13 protein-coding genes and 2 pseudogenes are annotated in these 16,673 nt (G+C 62.4%); 13 read left to right on the plus strand and 2 right to left on the minus strand.

The annotated features are described in order from the left end of the window. The 13 genes and pseudogenes from AKU94_RS20060 to AKU94_RS16640 form a co-directional block, all read left to right on the plus strand. A pseudogene (locus tag AKU94_RS20060) lies at window positions 1–186 on the plus strand (phage tail tube protein); the annotation flags it as partial. Next, window positions 186–639 (plus strand): annotated as a pseudogene (locus AKU94_RS16575) (hypothetical protein). The pseudogenes AKU94_RS20060 and AKU94_RS16575, both read left to right, overlap by 1 nt. After that, window positions 636–1,103 (plus strand): DUF7697 family protein, encoded by a 468-nt coding sequence (locus AKU94_RS19810; protein ID WP_050528379.1) that lies wholly within the window; start codon window positions 636–638, stop codon window positions 1,101–1,103. Before AKU94_RS16575 ends, AKU94_RS19810 begins: the two are co-directional and overlap by 4 nt. 411 nt (window positions 1,104–1,514) lie before the next feature. Further along, window positions 1,515–3,941, plus strand: a complete 2,427-nt coding sequence (locus tag AKU94_RS16590) for a phage tail tape measure C-terminal domain-containing protein (protein WP_050528380.1) — start codon at window positions 1,515–1,517, stop codon at window positions 3,939–3,941. After that, the gene (locus AKU94_RS16595; protein WP_050528381.1) at window positions 3,941–4,567 is read left to right on the plus strand and encodes a DUF2460 domain-containing protein; all 627 of its coding nucleotides are present in this window, start codon (window positions 3,941–3,943) and stop codon (window positions 4,565–4,567) included. The genes AKU94_RS16590 and AKU94_RS16595 overlap by 1 nt, the downstream gene beginning before the upstream one ends. 271 nt (window positions 4,568–4,838) lie before the next feature. Then, window positions 4,839–5,723 carry a DUF2163 domain-containing protein gene (locus AKU94_RS16605; protein WP_050528383.1) on the plus strand — a complete coding sequence of 295 codons (885 nt, stop codon included), beginning with the start codon at window positions 4,839–4,841 and terminating at the stop codon, window positions 5,721–5,723. Continuing rightward, window positions 5,723–6,154 carry an NlpC/P60 family protein gene (locus AKU94_RS16610; RefSeq protein WP_050528384.1) on the plus strand — a complete coding sequence of 144 codons (432 nt, stop codon included), beginning with the start codon at window positions 5,723–5,725 and terminating at the stop codon, window positions 6,152–6,154. Before AKU94_RS16605 ends, AKU94_RS16610 begins: the two co-directional genes overlap by 1 nt. A gap of 12 nt (window positions 6,155–6,166) precedes the next feature. Continuing rightward, window positions 6,167–10,168 (plus strand): baseplate multidomain protein megatron, encoded by a 4,002-nt coding sequence (locus tag AKU94_RS16615; protein ID WP_050528385.1) that lies wholly within the window; start codon window positions 6,167–6,169, stop codon window positions 10,166–10,168. Between the two features lie 8 nt (window positions 10,169–10,176). Beyond that, the gene (locus AKU94_RS16620) at window positions 10,177–12,102 is read left to right on the plus strand and encodes a DUF2793 domain-containing protein (RefSeq protein WP_050528391.1); all 1,926 of its coding nucleotides are present in this window, start codon (window positions 10,177–10,179) and stop codon (window positions 12,100–12,102) included. 32 nt (window positions 12,103–12,134) lie between these two features. Continuing rightward, window positions 12,135–12,443: a hypothetical protein gene (locus tag AKU94_RS16625; protein ID WP_050528386.1), complete on the plus strand. Its 309-nt coding sequence runs from the start codon at window positions 12,135–12,137 to the stop codon at window positions 12,441–12,443. Between the two features lie 78 nt (window positions 12,444–12,521). After that, on the plus strand, window positions 12,522–13,196 hold the full coding sequence (locus AKU94_RS16630) for a YcbK family protein (RefSeq protein WP_050528387.1): 675 nt from the start codon (window positions 12,522–12,524) through the stop codon (window positions 13,194–13,196). An 11-nt stretch (window positions 13,197–13,207) separates the two neighbouring features. Then, on the plus strand, window positions 13,208–13,447 hold the full coding sequence (locus AKU94_RS16635) for a hypothetical protein (protein WP_232295793.1): 240 nt from the start codon (window positions 13,208–13,210) through the stop codon (window positions 13,445–13,447). Window positions 13,448–13,690: 243 nt separating this feature from the next. Continuing rightward, window positions 13,691–13,891: a hypothetical protein gene (locus AKU94_RS16640; protein ID WP_050528389.1), complete on the plus strand. Its 201-nt coding sequence runs from the start codon at window positions 13,691–13,693 to the stop codon at window positions 13,889–13,891. A gap of 12 nt (window positions 13,892–13,903) precedes the next feature. Here AKU94_RS16640 and AKU94_RS16645 read toward each other — a convergent pair whose 3' ends face one another. Continuing rightward, on the minus strand, window positions 13,904–16,003 hold the full coding sequence (locus AKU94_RS16645; protein WP_050528390.1) for a DUF262 and DUF1524 domain-containing protein: 2,100 nt from the start codon (window positions 16,001–16,003) through the stop codon (window positions 13,904–13,906). 411 nt (window positions 16,004–16,414) lie between these two features. Beyond that, a partial coding sequence (locus AKU94_RS16650) for an MIT C-terminal domain-containing protein (RefSeq protein ID WP_332307237.1) occupies window positions 16,415–16,673 on the minus strand: 259 nt, incomplete at its 5' end.

The raw sequence follows: 16,673 nt of genomic DNA on the forward strand, positions 1-16,673 counted from the left end.
CCTATGTCCTGCCATCCGGGGAAAGTTTCACCTTCACCATCCACGCCGTCTACCTGCCGCGCCCCCGGATCGAAATTTCCGGGCCGCAGGGCGTGCAGGCAACGTTTGACTGGCAGGCCGCCAAGGCCGACCAGTACCGCACGGATGTGCACAGCAATCCTGGCCAACGATGTGGAGACCTATTGATGATCCGTCTGAACCTGACCGCCACGCCTGAATGGCTGGACCTCGCCCCCGGCCTGCGTCTTCTGGTGGCCCCGCTGACCACAGCACTGATGGTTTCGGCCCGGCCGATCCGGCCATGAAGCCTTGCCTGAAGGCGCCAACCAAGAGGAACTGGCCCTTGCCATGGCCAAAGCCGTCGCCCGTCGCGCGGTGCTGGATTGGGAGGGTGTGGGCGATGATGCTGGCAATATCGTGCCCGTCAGCCCTGAGGGCATCGACGCATTGCTGGAAATCTGGCCAGTATTTGAAGCCTTCCAGACCCAATATGTCGCGCGCGGGTTGATCCTGGACGCAGAAAAAAACGTCTCCGCGCCCTCGCCGACTGGTCCTTCGGCGGGGGCGACCGATACTGCGCGGCCTGCCAGCCCTTCGAGGGCCGCGAGGGCAACTGCCCGGACTGCCCCACAAGGTTGAACCGACCGCAAACGCAGGACGGCTGGCAGGTCTGGGATCTGGTCGGCCGTCTTGGTGGGCAATTGCGGGTCATCCCCGGCGCAGTTTTGGGATGGGACATGGGCGCGGCCTTGGCCCTCGCACAGGCACTCGGCATCAATCCCCTGATTGCCGCCGAACTCTTGCCCGAGATCGAGGCCGTGATGGTGCGCAAACTGAACGAACAGATGCTCCATCAGAGTGAGATCCGATCAGGCGCCGGTTTTCGCGATCAGTCACACCGGGAAGGCCGTCGAAATGCGCGTCGCATGTCAAAAGTAGCACCGCGCAGGCGTGCGGTCGCAAAGATGATGGCATCTGCCGTCGCCAGCTTGTGGCGCGGCAGGCGTCTGCGGGCAAGTGCGATTCGGTGTCGAGCGGGACGATCTGACAACCTGCGTGAAGGCGATCACCTGTCGGCCTTGTCTCGCCGACCTCACGCGTGAGCCATTTTGCCAGTTCCAACTGCACCATGTCGGCACAAGCCAGTCAGATTGCTCCGGCAGGTGCTGTGTCAGTTTGTCCCCGGTTGGGGATCCTATCAGCCACTCAATCCAAGCCGATGTGTCGACGAGGATCATCAGCAGCGGTCCTCTCGATCACGATAGTCTGCCGCGTTGCGCCGGCGCGAGACCCTTCAGCGCGTCCCGCTTCGGGACGGGCACAAGCAAAACACCTGTTCCCTTGGGGATGAAGGCAAAAGTCAGTCCTGCCTCCCAAGCTTGGGCTGAGCGGATCGCCTTGGGAATGGAGATTTGAAACTTGTGGACAGGTTGCTGTCTCGACATGATCATACCCCGCTAGATCGATAAACAAAACGTAAGACGTTCCACTTCGAATTTCAAGGATCCTGTTCCATGGCAGAAAAACGCGTCTCCGTCCGCCTTGTCGCCGAAGGCGGCCGCCAGGTGCGCGCCGAGTTGGAAGGTATCGGCGAGGCGGGGTCGCGCGGTTTTGGCCGTCTGTCCTCCGAGATGGAACTGGCCAACACCCGGCTTGCCAGCTTCGCCCGCAAAGCCGGGATTGCATTGGCGGCTGTGACTGTTGCGGCGGCGGCAGCTGGCGTGGCGATGGTCCGTTCGGGTCTCGCGAATGTCGATGCGCAGGCCAAGCTCGCGCAATCGATGCGAACCACTGTCGAGAGCGTGCAGACCCTGACATGGGCCGGGGAGCTGGCAGGCGTGTCGATGGGAGAGATCGAGCAGGCCACCAAGAAGCTGACCACCCGGCTGTCGGAAGCAGCGACCGGATCAGGATCCGCTGTTGGTGCGCTACAGCGCTTGAACCTCACGGCGGCGCAATTACAGGCTTTGCCGCTCGACCAGCGCATCGTGGCCATTCAAGAAGCGTTGAACCAGTTTGTGCCCGAGGCCGAACGTGCTGCTGTCGCCTCTGATCTCTTCGGCGACAAGGCGGCGCTGGCTTTCCTGCGCATTGATTCCGCGACGCTGCGGGAAGCGGCGCAGGATGTGCGCGATTTTGGCGTGGCGGTCAGCGCCAGCGACGCCGCCCAGATCGAGCGCACGGGTGACGCCATCGCCCGGCTGAGCCTGATCTGGACCGGCCTTGTCAACCGCCTGACGGTCGCTGTCGCCCCGGCCCTCGAGACCATCGCCACCAAACTAGCAGATATGGCGCGCGCTACGGGGCCTATCGGCATGGCAATAACATCACTTTTCGACAACATCGGGCGGCTGACGACCTATGCCGCAACCTTCGCTGCGCTGATGGCGGGGCGCTGGGTGGCAGGGCTGGCAGCCGCGGCGCTATCCGTTCGCGGCCTTGCCACCGGCCTCGTTTTCCTGCGCGGCGCCTTGATCCGCACTGGCATCGGTGCCCTGATTGTCGGCGCGGGCGAGTTGGTATTTCAATTCACGCGGTTGGTCGCGGGCGCGGGTGGCTTCGGCGCGGCGATTGGGTTGTTGAAGGATCTGGCGCTGGAGGTCTGGGATCGCATCGGACTCGGGGCCGCGTCTGCCTGGTCCAAGATTGAAGCCAGCTGGGCGGGGCTGCAGGCCACCGTCTATGGCGCAATGCAGTCCTCGGTCGAGGCGGTGACCAGCTTTGGCAATGCGGCGGCTGGGATTTTCCAAGGTGCCTATGATGCGGTGAAGGCCATCTGGGGCCAGTTGCCCGGTGCCATTGGCGATTTCGCATTCCAGGCCGCCAACGGGTTGATCGGCGGCGTCGAGGCGATGCTGAACGGTGTCGTCACCCGGATCAATAGTTTCATCAATGCCCTGAACGGCGCGCTCGCCCTCTTGCCGGAATGGGCCGTGGGCGAAGGCGGCGTGCGGATTGGCACGCTGGATCCATTGGCGCTGGGCCGGATCGACAATCCCTTTGCCGGATCGGCGGCTGCGGCCGGAACTGCGGCCGCCGAAGCATTCTCGGCCGCGATGGCGCAGACATATGTCACCACGCCCGACCTCGGTCTTAGTGGGATGGCAGAGGACGCGACATTTAGGGCCGAGGCCTATCGCGAAGCCTCCGGCATGCTGGCAGATGCGGCCGCCCGCCCGATGCAAAGCTGGCAGGCGCTGAAGGATGCCGTCGCTGGCGCTGGCACCGAGAGCGAGGCCGCGCTGGATGGGGCGACAGACGCCGCCGACCGGCTGGATGAATCAGTCACCGAAGCTGGGCGGGCCGCCGGTGGCGCGGGTGCTGCCGCAGCAGCAGGCGCCGAAGTGGCCAAGACCGGATGGGAGGCAGCGGTCGCGACCCTCGCAGATTATGCTGCCAAGGCCCGCGACATTGGCGGTGATATCGGCAACGCGCTGGTCTCTGCCTTTACCTCGGCAGAAAACGCGATGGGTGAGTTCGTCAAAACCGGCAAGCTGGATTTCCGCGATCTCGTCACCTCGATCATTGCCGATCTGGCAAAACTGGCGGCGCGGCGTTTCATTCTTGGCCCCATCGCAAACGCTCTGTCAGGTGCGCTGGGCGGCGCGGGCGGCCTCTTTGCCAATATCTTGCACGCTGGCGGGGTGGTCGGATCACCAGCGCCCGGACGAATGGTCCCAGCGCTGGCCTTCGCGGGTGCACCACGAATGCATTCTGGCGGCTGGGCCGGGCTGAAACCGGACGAGGTTCCGGCAATCCTGCAACGTGGCGAACGGGTGTTGTCGCGGCGGGACGCGGCTGGCCATGGCCAAGGCCAGCCCTCTGCGCCTGCCGTCAATGTCACCATCATGGCGCGCGACGCCGAAAGCTTCCGACAATCGCGCACGCAGGTCGCGGCAGATATTGCCCGCGCCGTGTCGCTGGGCCGGCGGGGCATGTGATGGCGTTTCACGAGGTTCGGTTTCCCGACAATATCAGCCGCGGCGCACGCGGCGGTCCCGAGCGGCGCACGCAGGTGATCGAACTGGCCTCTGGCGACGAGGAACGCAATGCCAGCTGGGCCAACAGCCGCCGTCGATATGATGTGGCGTATGGCATCCGCCGGGCTGACGATCTGGCAGCCGTCGTGGCGTTCTTCGAGGCCCGCAATGGACGCCTGCACGGGTTTCGCACCAAGGATTGGGCCGATTACAAATCCTGCCTGCCGTCGCAGGCGATCACCGCGATTGACCAGCAGATCGGCACCGGGACCGGCAGCATGAAGATTTTCCAGCTGTCGAAACGCTACAGCTCCGGCGCGCAGACGTGGGCGCGGACCATCGCCAAACCCGTAGCAGGCACTGTCCGCGTCGCGCTGGGCATGGTGGAACAGATGTCGGGCTGGACGATGGATGCCACGACCGGCGTCATCACCTTCACCACCGCCCCCGGCAATGGCGTCATAGTCCGCGCCGGATTTGAATTTGATGTGCCTGTGCGGTTCGACACCGACGTGCTCGACGTAACCCTCGATATCGAACGGTTGGGGTCGATCACATCCATTCCGCTTCTGGAGATCCGCAAATGAGGCAATCGTTAGTCGGTCTCAGGGGCAGGAGTACGAACCAAAGTCAAAAGCCGTTCATTGGGTGGCTTATATTGTCTCAACGCAGCCTGGAACGCTTCAAGAGTTACAACATCAAGAACGAGGGGATTACCGTCAAGCTGGCACGGTTCTTCAGCCCCACTGTCGGTTCCGGCTTCATCTGGGACGTCATCTGCCATCATCACACCTGTCTCGGGCAACGCGCTCGGGTTTTCAGGATGGCTTGCTTAATCTGTCATATCAAGGAAATTGCATGAAATCCCTCTCCCCTGCACTGCAGGCGCATCTCGATGACGGCACCACCACCCTGTCCTGGTGCTGGCGGATTTCGCGGTCTGATGGTGTTGCGCTCGGCTTCACCGATCATGATCGCACGCTCAGTTTCGACGGCACCGCGTTTGAACCGGAGAGCGGGTTCGCCGCTTCGGAAATCCGCGCTGGCTCCGATCTGGCCGTCGATGCGCAGGACGCAAGTGGTGTGCTGACCTCCGACCGGATCACCGAGACTGACATCCTCGACGGGCGCTGGGACAATGCGGCGGTGGAGCTGTGGCGGGTGAACTGGGCCGATGCCAGCCAGCGGGTGTTGCTCCGAAGGGGAGCGGTGGGCCAAATCCGCCGTGGGCGCATGGCCTTTGTCGCCGAGGTGCGATCGCTGGCGCATGTGTTGGGCCAGACCGTCGGGCGGACGTTTCAGACGGGGTGCGACGCGAGGTTGGGCGATGCGCGCTGTGGCATCGATCTGAAAAGCGCGATCTACAAGGGTGCTGGCGTGGTCACTGACCTGCTGCGGGATCGCGCGTTCATGGCCTCGGGGCTGTCCGGGTTTGACGCAGGATGGTTCACATCCGGCACAATCACGTGGACCAGCGGTGCGAATGCGGGGCGCATCACTGAAGTTCTGGCGCACGCATTGGACAGCGGCATCGCGACATACACTCTGCTGGAAGCACCGGTGCGCGCCATTTTCGAGGGCGATAGTTTCATCGCCCGCGCAGGCTGCGACAAGCGCATCGAAACCTGCGCGGCCAGGTTCGCCAATGTCGTCAACTTCCGGGGCTTTCCTAACATCCCCGGCCAAGACGCGGTGTTGCGCTATGCAAGCAAGGGCGGCGGTCATGACGGGAGCGTCTTATAATGGCCGTCGAACCTGACTCTGTCATTTCAGCCGCCAGATCATGGCTCGGCACGCCCTACCACGATCAGGCCAGCCTGCGCGGCGTCGGCTGCGATTGCCTCGGCCTCGCGCGCGGCGTCTGGCGCGAGGTAGTCGGGGATGAGCCGTTCCCGATCCCGCCCTACAGCCGGGATTGGGGCGAGACCGGTCCGCGTGAAGTTCTGGCGGATGGCGCGCGGGCGATGATGCCGGAAATCGCTCCGGCCATGGCTGGGCCCGGCGCGCTGATCCTGTTTCGCATGGCCCCCCGCGCCATCGCCAAGCATGTCGGAATCCTGACCGGGCCCAACCAATTCATCCATTCCTACGAGCGGCTGGGCGTCGTCGAGGAGATGCTGACCCCGGCGTGGCGGCGGCGCATCGCCTTCGCCTTCCTGTTTCCTCAACGCTGAGACCCCACAAACATGGCAACCTTAGTTCTCGGGGCCGTCGGCTCCGCAATTGGCGCTGGCTTCGGCGGCACAATCCTCGGCTTTTCCGGCGCTGCCATCGGTGGCTTCATCGGCTCGAGCGTGGGGTCCGTGGTCGACAGCTGGCTCGTGTCATCCCTCGCACCGACGCAGCGCATCGAGGGCGCGCGGCTCGACAGCATGCGCATGACCTCCTCGACCGAAGGGGCCGTAATTCCGCGTGTCTTTGGCCGCATGCGGCTCGGTGGCAACATCATCTGGGCCACGGATTTCCGCGAGCAGGCAAAAACCACCAGCCAGGGCGGCGGCAAGGGCGGTCGGCGCGGCAAGGTCGTGACCACCGAATATCTCTACTATGCCAGTTTCGCGGTCGCGCTCTGCGAAGGCGAGATCACCGGCATTGGCCGGGTCTGGGCGGATGGCAAGGCGATGGACATGAGTGGTGTTACCTGGCGCTGGTATCCGGGCGACGAGGCCCAAAACCCGGATCCGTTCATTTCGGCCAGGATGGGGGCGGCCAATACGCCCGCCTATCGCGGCACGGCCTATGTGGTGGTTGAAGATCTGGCCCTCAGCGCATTCGGCAACCGTCTGCCGCAGATCAGTTTCGAGGTATTCCGCCCGCTGGCCGATCCCGACACTGCGGAAGGGCTGGTCAAGGCGGTGACCATGATCCCGGCCTCGGGCGAGTTCAGCTATGCGACCGTCCCGGTCAAGAAAACCAGTGGCGGCACCCCAACCCTCTTTGGTCTGACATCGGGCGGCACCACCGTCGCCGAGAACCTGAATGCCATTTCCGACACCGCCGATATCGTGGTGGCGCTTGATCGGCTGCAATCCATGGCACCCGCGGTGGAAAGCGTATCGTTGGTCGTGGCGTGGTTCGGCGATGATTTGCGCGCAGGCAATTGCAAGATGCGGCCTGGCGTCGAGCTTGCAGCCAAAGCCACAACACCCTCAACCTGGTCGGTAAACGGCGTTTCGCGCGCCAGTGCCGTTCTGGTCAGCAGAGATGCCGATAATCGCCCCGTTTATGGTGGCACACCTGCCGATTTCGCCGTGGTGCAGGCAATCAGGGAAATGAAGGCGCGTGGGCTGCGGGTGACATTTTATCCGTTCATCCTCATGGACGTGCCGCCGGGCAACACCAAGCCTAATCCCTACAGCAACAATTCCGCCACGGTAAGCCAGCCGACATTCCCTTGGCGTGGTCGCATCACATGTTCCCCGGCGGCGGGTTATGCTGGATCGGTCGACAAGACTGCCGCAGCTGCCACACAGTTATCAGCGCTGTTCGGCACAGCAACCCCAGCCAATTTCAACGTTTCCGACGAAACTGTCAGTTGGATCGGGCCGGTCGGCGAATGGTCGCTGCGCCGGATGGTCCTGCATTATGCGCATCTGTGCAAAGCTGCAGGCGGCGTGGACGCTTTCCTGATCGGTTCGGAGATGCCCGGTCTGACCACCATCCGCTCCGGTGCCAGCAGCTATCCCGCCGTCACCGCGCTCAAAAGCCTCGCGGCGGCCGTGCGCTCGATCCTCGGCGCTGGGCCCAAGATCGGCTATGCCGCCGATTGGTCGGAGTATTTCGGCCATCATCCCAGCGATGGCAGCGGCGACGTGTATTTCCATCTCGATCCACTCTGGGCAGATGCCAACATCGATTTCATCGGCATCGACAACTACATGCCGCTGTCCGACTGGCGCGACGGCTTTGATCATGCCGATTCGGCCCTTGCGCCCGCCATCTATGACCGGGCTTACCAGCAATCCAACATCACCGGTGGCGAGGGGTTCGACTGGTTCTATGCTAGCGCATTGGATCGCACTGCGCAGGTCCGAACGCCCATCACCGATGGAGCTGCCGCCAAACCGTGGGTGTTTCGCTTCAAGGATCTGCGCGCCTGGTGGCAAAACCCGCACTTTAACCGCCCGGGCGGGGTGGAAAGCGGGACGCAAACATCGTGGGTGCCGCAGTCAAAACCGATCTGGTTCACCGAATTGGGCTGCCCAGCCATCGACCGTGGCACCAATCAGCCCAACGTGTTCTTCGATCCCAAGTCGTCCGAGAGCTTCACGCCCTATTTCTCACGCGGCTGGCGCGACGATGCGATCCAGCGCGCCTATCTTGAGGCGACGTACCTATTTTGGTCAGCACCGGCTAACAATCCGGTGTCGGGCGTAACCGGTGCGCGCATGGTCACCGTGCCGGAATGCGCAGCCTGGACGTGGGATGCGCGGCCCTATCCGTTCTTTCCCGAACTGACCAATGTCTGGACTGATGGACCGAACTGGCGACGCGGGCATTGGCTGACCGGACGGCTGGGTGCGGTATCGCTGGCGGCGCTGGTGCGGCACCTCTGTCTGCGCGCTGGCATGTCGGAAGAATGGATCGACGTGTCTGGCCTCTGGGGTGCAGTTGAGGGCTATGTGATTTCGGCCTTGGAAGCGCCACGCGCATCAATTTCCACTCTAGCCCGGCATTTCGGCTTCGATGCTGTCGAGAGCGAAGGCCGCATCCGCTTCCGGATGCGGGGCCGCATTGCCAGCGCCACGATCACCCCCGACAGCATGGTCGCCCCGGCCTCGGCGCAAGGCGATGTGATGGAACTGACGCGCGCGCAGGAAACCGAGCTGCCCCAGGCGCTGAAATGGCAGGTCGCGCGCGCCGACGAGGATTATGACGCAGCACAGGTCGAGGCCCGGCGCATCACCGTTGATACCACGCGCATCGCCTCGGAAAGCTTCCCGATGGCGGTGCCGCCAGAGGAAGCCGAACGCCGCTGCCGCCGTGCGCTGATGGAAGCGTGGGTCGGGAGGGAGAGCGCCGTGTTTCGCCTGCCGCCGTCACGACTGGCGCTGGATCCCTGCGACGTGATCCTGCTTGATCATGATGGCCGCCTGACAGAAATGCGGCTGGTGTCCATCGCGGACTCGGACCTGCGCAGCATCGATGCCGTGCGCCAGGACCGTTCGGTTTACGATCTGCCGCCCGGCGATCCGCGCCCGGCCACGCTCTCGACGCCAACGGTGTTCGGCACTCCCGATGTGATCCTGATGGATCTGCCGCAACTGCGCGAGGACCAGCCTGCGCACCGACCATTGATCGCCGCCCATGCCAAACCATGGCCGGGCGAGATTGCGGTCTATCGCAGCGCGTCGACAGATGGCTTTGACATGCTGACTACCTTCGACAGCCGCGCTCGGATCGGCGTGCTCGCAGCAGACTTTTATGCGGGCCCGGTTTCGCGCTTCGATCTTGGCAATACGCTGGTGGTCGATCTCTATTCCGGTACGCTGGAAAGCGTCACCGATATCGCCTTGCTCGGCGGGGCGAATGCGCTGGCGGTGGAAACCGGCGCTGGGCAATGGGAGATCGTCCAGGCGGGCGCGGCGGAACTGATTGCGCAGGGGCGCTATCGTTTGACCCGATTGTTGCGTGGCCAGCGCGGTACAGAGAACGCGGTCGTCAGCATGGTGCCAACCGGCGCGCGCGTCGTGGTGCTGGATGCGGAACTGGCATCACTGCCGATCGCTGAGGCTGACCTTGGCATACCATGGAACTGGCGCATCGGACCGGCGCAGCACCCGGTCAGCGACGAGACCTTTGTCGCCACGACATTCACGCCTGAAGGCGCTGGACTGCGGCCCTTCTCGGTCGGCCATGTCGAACAGCCATGGCGCAGCGCGCGCAGTCCCGGCGATCTCACCATCCGCTGGACGCGCCGGTCACGGTCCCTTGCTGCCGACAGCTGGAGCGCAGGCGATGTACCCTTGGCCGAGGACAATGAAGCTTACGTGCTCGACATTCTGGACGGGTCAGTTGTCAAGCGATCCTTGACGACTGCCACGACCTCGGCCCTCTACACCGCCGCCGAGCAGATCGCCGATTGGGGCGCACCCCTCGGCCCCGGCCAATCCCTCGTCATCCGCATCTACCAGCTCTCCGCACTGATCGGTCGGGGCTCAGCAAAATCTGTCACCCTCATCTTTTGAAGGCAATCATGTCCGACATTACCACCCATCTCTTGCTGCCATATATCCTGGCATCGCAGGCGCAAAAGCACGTCACCCACAATGAAGCGCTGCGGCTGCTCGATGCCATGGTGCAGCTGTCGGTGCTGGATCGGGATCTGACGTCCCCACCCGCCAGCCCGGCCGACGGCGACCGGCACATCGTGGCGTCTGGAGCCACCGGCCTCTGGGCAGGCTGGGATCTGAACGTGGCTTTCTGGGTCGACGGCGTCTGGATGCGGCTGGTGCCGCGCCCGGGCTGGCTCGCCTGGATCGCGGATGAAGCAGCCTTTGTCGTCTGGAATGGCAGCGCCTGGGATCCGGTCGGCGTGCCGCAGGATGTCTCGGATGCCATCTTCAGTCTGGTGAATGCCGTCGATCCGACCAAGAGAGCGCTGTTCTCGCTGTCGGGCATCAGCACCGGCACCACGCGCAGCTTCACCCTGCCAAACACCTCGTCGGAACTTGCGATCCTTGCAGGCACCCAGACGTTTTCCGGCAACAAGACCTTCTCGGGCACGCTGACCGCCTCGGGAACGGTGACTACGTCCGGGGCCACCGCCACCATCGGCACAGCAACAACGACCGCCACATATGGAATGGGCACAGGCGCAACCACGTCCAGCCTTTCCAAAACCCTGAACCTTGGCACTGGCGGTGCTTCGGGATCGACCACGGTGGTCAATATCGGCTCGGCCACGGCGGGGGCTGGTGGCACCACGGTGCTGAACACGCCCACGGTCACCTTTGCCAATGCGGTCACGCAGGTGGGCATGCCTCAGGCCAATCTGACCGCACAGATCTTGGGTCTCGGCGGGGCAACCGCCGACAGCTACAACCGCTTCTCGATCAACGCGCCTGCCATGCTGTTCAACAACGCAGGCGCCGGGATCGAGGCGACATTTAACAAGAACGCCCCCGGCAATGACGCCGCCTTTGCGTTCAAGACCGGGTTTTCGGCGCGAGCGCTGATTGGCTTGCTCGGCTCGGATGATTTCAGCTTCAAGGTCAGCCCAGATGGCGGAACGTTTCATGAGGCCATCAAGATCGACCGCAGCTCTGGGCGGGTCGAGCTGCCCGAACCGCTATTGATGCCCAGCCTGCCCGCAGCGCCATCGCCACCGCCAGCCGGAAAACTTGCCGTTTATGCCCGTGACCGCGCCGGGGCTGGGTGGCTGGATGTGCAGCGCCCCTCGGGGCGGTTCTTTCCGCTGCAGCCGCATTTTGGCGTCAACCGGATTGCGACATGGGCACCGTCGACCAGCACTACGGTTAACACAAACGGTATGCCGCGCACCGCCGTGGGCACTGTGGCCACGCCGACCCTTGCCACCACCAACCTCTCCACCAGCATGCGGCGCTGGCGGGTGACCAGTGCCGCAACAGCAGATGCGGTGGCCGAAGAACGCTCTGCAGGCTGGGTCTGCTGGCGCGGCAATGCGGAGGGGCTGGGTGGCTGGAACTACGTAAACCGCCTGTCGCTGACCACACTGCAGGCCACAGGCATGGGGTTCTTCGGACTTTACGGGTCTGTCGCGGCACTGGCCACCACGCTGACGCTGGCGGCCGTGGTGAATTGCGTCGGCATCGGCTTCCAGCGCGGCACCCATGCCAACTGGCAGCTGGTGCACAACGACGGCTCCGGCGCGCCAAGTCTGACCGATCTCGGGGCCAGTTTCCCGGTCAACAGCCTGACGAACGTGCTGACGCTCACCATCGCGGCCGCCCCGAACGGATCCGACATCGGCGTGCGCGTGGTTGAGGAAGTCAGCGGCGCCGCTGTCGAGTTCACCGTCACCACGGACATGCCTGCCGCCACCCAGCTCCTGAGCCCCCGCAATTACATGAACACCGGCGCTACAGCGGCCGCGGTCGCCTACGACTGCTCCGGCGTTTACGTCGAAACCGATTATTGAACCGCAGGACCGCGACAGCGAAGGACAGCACCATGAGTGACGAACCCAACCTTTTTGAAACCATCGCGCAAGCCTTCCGCGACAACGGCCTCACCGCTGCGATCACCGCGCTGATCGGTGGCACTATTGCCCTGCTGGCGTCCGTCACACGCAAGGCATTTACCAACGATGCCATGCTGGCACGGCTGGACCGCGAGTTGTTGGCTGAGCGCAGCCGCGTGGATCGGCAGCGCGCCGAGGATCGCAAGGGCGATGCCGACCGGCTGGAGCGCATTGAAACCGATATCCGCGCCATGCGCGATCTGATGTTCGAAGCCTTCCAGCGCGGCCGAACCGACTGACGATCACCCAACCACCACTGAACCTGTCACCCGCCCCCCCCGCCCCCGAGGCGGGTTTTGCATTTCTGGAGACCAATCATGCCGACCACGACCTATACCCATTTCCGCGACGTGCCGGAAAGCGCCTGGCGCTGGCCCAGCTTCTCCCCCGCGGAGATTGCCTGCCGCGGGACCGGCGCAATCAAGATCAACACCGAGGCCATGGACAAGCTGCAGTCCCTGCGTAACCGGCTCGGCAAGCCGCTGATCGTTCGTTCCGGCTATCGCAGCCCCAGCCACAACCGCGCTGTCGGCGGGGCCCCGGCCTCCAAGCACATGCTTGGCACCGCGTTTGATATTTCCATGTCCAACCACGATCCGGCCACGTTTGCCGAGGCCGCCCGCGCCGTGGGTTTCCTTGGCTTCGGCACCTATCCCCGCTCGGGCTTTATGCACATTGACCTCGGGCCGGCGCGGTCTTGGGGCGAACCCTTCGCTCCACGCGCCACACCTTTCATGCCAGAGGTGGCCCCTGCCCGCGAAGTGTTGGCCGACAGCCGCACTTTGAAGGGCGGCGGCGCGGCTGGCATCGCAACCGTCGGCGCGGCCGGGGTCGAGGTGGCGCAAGACGTCTTGGCAGAAACCCAAACCGCTATCCTGCCCCTGGTGCCCTATCTCGATACCCTGCGCTGGGTGTTCATCGCGGTGGCGCTGATCGGAATTGCCGTGGCAATCCATGCCAGGATCGATGACTGGAAGCGGGGTCAGCGCTGATGGCTTGGATCATGGCAACCCTTGCCAGCGGCCCTGCGCGCAAAGCGCTGGGTTTGTTTTTGGCCATCGCAACCCTCGCGCTGTTCTTACTCAACCTGCGCCGCGCCGGAGAACGCACGGGGCGGCTGGCTGAACGCCTCGCAACATCGGAGAAATCCCATGAAATACAACGCCAAATGCTGGACGCCGCCAGCCGCCGCCCTCATGGCCGCGATGATCTTCTTGAGCGCCTGCGCGATGGTGGCTTCTGAGACGCCACTCAGCGCCTGCCCGCCGGTAGTGGAATACAGCCGCTCGCAGCAGGCGCGTGCGGCGGATGAGGTGGCTAGGCTGCCGGAGGGCACACTGATCATAGGTTGGCTCGCCGATTACGCCGTGCTCCGAGACCAGGCACGGGCGTGCCGTCTACCCCTATGAATTTGTTGACATACGACTGGACTATACACGCCGGTCACGCCTGATGTCGCTGGAACCGCCGGAAGGACACCAAAACGATGAGCCCGAAATACCCGAACGTCATTGTTAAACTATGCGACCATGACGGCAATGCCTTTGCCGTCATGGGCCGCTGCCGCCAGGCCGCAAGGCAAGCCGACTTGCCCGAAGACGTGATCGCTACCTTTATGGCCGACGCCATGGCGGACGACTATGATCACCTGCTGCAAACCGCAATGCTCTGGTTTAACTGCGTCTAACAAGAACCAGGCTTATTCCTCAGAACCCACCATCTGCTGCTCTAGCGACTGGCGGATCAAGCCGATCACATAGGGCAGTTCGTCCAAGTCCTTGATGGCAACCTCGACATCGCCATTGCCATAGTGGCCAATGCTGCTCATGTCCCGAGTGATCCCCTTTGGATCGCGAAGATCCTGAAACTTCATGTTCAACGACAATCGTAGCCGACGCGCTTGCGCCACAACGTCGACCACATTCGTCTCAGCCTTAAAAGCAATATAGGATTTTACGATCTCCTCGGTCATGCAGGGATCGAGCGCTAAGATTTCCCGACGCAGCGCATGAAACAGTGGCTGCATCGATCCGCCCTCATCAACAGTCGGGTGGTCCGCCAGGGTGTATTCCGCTGCGCGGTCCGCTTGCGGCAAGTAGCCTTCGATGACCGACGGCGACAGCCGTGGCGCATCCCAGACCTTAACCGCGACGCCGGTTAACCTCTCGGCCCGCTTCGTGATTGCATCTTCGTTCCAAACATCAATCCCAGCCAATCCCTCGTTGAGGCGCAAAGGACTTTCTCGGAAACCGCCATGCATGTCCCGCTTTTCGGGAAATGGTCGATCACTATATTCGGCGTTATAGCCTGTGAGCGTAAGGTTCCCGACGGTGTGCAGCAAGGTTTCCTGCACCCTTTTCCAATCCGGCCCGAGCGCATTGCGCCAAGCAGACGATAGGTTCTCGTTCTGTGGCATGATATGCTCGATCGTGTACTCATCGACGGCAACACGCTCCTTGCGATCAAAGTTCTCAAGACGGCGCAACCAGTAGGACCTACTGCGGAAGTTATAGAGATCGCGAAGCGCCATGCCGCGGCGGAACTCTTCGTCATCGGGAAAACGTCGGTATGAGGGCATGGTCATGAAGTGTGCTTCGATACTCTCCAGATAGCGGTCCTTCCGCAATACTCGACCAAAGGTTGCGAAGGTCTTGTTCAATGAGTTTGTAGGAATGGCACAAATGGCGCGTCGAAAAACGTAGGCTTCGATCAGGCGAACGGCACGCAGAAAATCAGCCTTTGGCAATAGATCAGCAACAAAATCGTTATAGAGTTCGAGCAGGAACGGAAAGGCAACCTCGACCTTAAGTTCTCGCAGATCCCGGAATGCAACGGCGAGGTCCGGGTCAGGTTCTTTCCCCAGCGCCATCCGACTGTAGTGCCGGGCAAAGGCATGAATATCCTCGACGAGCGCATCCACCCCTGCCTCTGCCACCTTGGGTTCACGGGCATAGTCCTTAAACGCGGTATATACGTCACGCAGATTTGGAATCTCTCCAGTTCGCAAGGTCAGGTAATGCCGCATGAAGGCGTCGAAATGCGCGCCATAACCGTCCTGGGGAAAGCTGACCTCCATTGGGTGCCAGTGGTCCTCATAGATCTGGCTTTGATGATCCGGATCCAACCCCATCAGAACGAAATTGCGGATCAGGTCCGCCTGGCTCAGTTCACGGCCTGTAGAGTTCATGCTCTCGAAAATAAGCTGCGGGTTGTCTTGGTCGCGGGTCAGTGAAATGTCCACCACCATCAGCTTGGCCAGCCCCTCGCAGAGCGCTTTCAGATCTCCATTCATCCCCGCGATCCGGTTTTCGAAAAAGGCAAAGTTCTGCATCACACGCATGGACCCATCATCGGGCAGAGGTTTTTGCTGCATGATGCCCAACAAGGTTGCGCGGTCACCTTGGGTCAGCAAGAGCTTGTAGCGCCGGTCACCCTTCTCAAGCGGGTTGAGCAGGAAGTAACTGCGCACCTTTTCGCTCGAGAACCCGTCTACGGGCTCCTCATCGCCCAGCGCCCGCGCCAATGCCTCGAGAATTAGCATGACCGAGGTCAGTCGCTGTTGACCATCGATCACCAGAAGCGGTGATTGGCTGGTGACCTGATAGAGCCCAGCCTGCACATAGACGATCGATCCCACGAAATGAGCCAGGACATCAGACCGTTCTCCGGCGCGCATTATGTCGTCCCAGAGTTGCTGGCACTCGCGTTCGGTCCAGCTATAGGTTCGCTGATATATAGGAATGACAAACTGGGGCGAGCGCTTCAGGAACTCGAGTAGTTTTGCTTCGGTGGCTTTCATCTTTCGAGTCTCCTAAAATCGTTATGGCTTAGAGTTTCTGCCGCCTTACATTTGGTCAGCTCTGTATGTCGCTATGGGCGCAGCACTAGTTTGCGCAAAGCCCGGCCTCTGTCGCAAAGCCGGTCGACCGTCTCGCATTGCTCTCTAGCAACGACGAATTGGGGGACCTCGGTTTGCACACTGGTCACCAATTTCCCCGCGGGGGATGCATACCCTACATCCCCGACGTCATGAATTCACGGCGCGCTTCAATCCGGTCCCAGGCCGCCAGCACTAAGCGGCGGGTACGGTTGCCGCGAGGGCTAACGGTAGATCTTGCGCCCCAGGGTCCGAGAGGAAGCGAAGCAGTCAATTTCGACAAGCTGGGTGTCATCTCCGGCGCCACCGGAATGGAGCGACATATGCAAAAACTCATGTGCCCCCCACATCAGGGTCTAACCGCACATAGGTCACATAGAAATTCTTGAGCATGCGGTGCTCTTGCAACCGATCGCCCAGTGAAAACCCCTCTGTCTTGATAGGTGGTTGAAAAATATCAAGCCCCCGATCCAGCACCATCTTCCAGCCAGTATCGGTGACAATGTCGCGGGCATGGGCTGTGCCAGACGTATCGAAAGCCCAGCTGAACTCTACACCGGTGCCTGTGCAGGCCGTGGTGATTGACTCGAGC

The organism is Pseudorhodobacter aquimaris, from assembly GCF_001202025.1.
GTDB lineage: Bacteria > Pseudomonadota > Alphaproteobacteria > Rhodobacterales > Rhodobacteraceae > Pseudorhodobacter > Pseudorhodobacter aquimaris.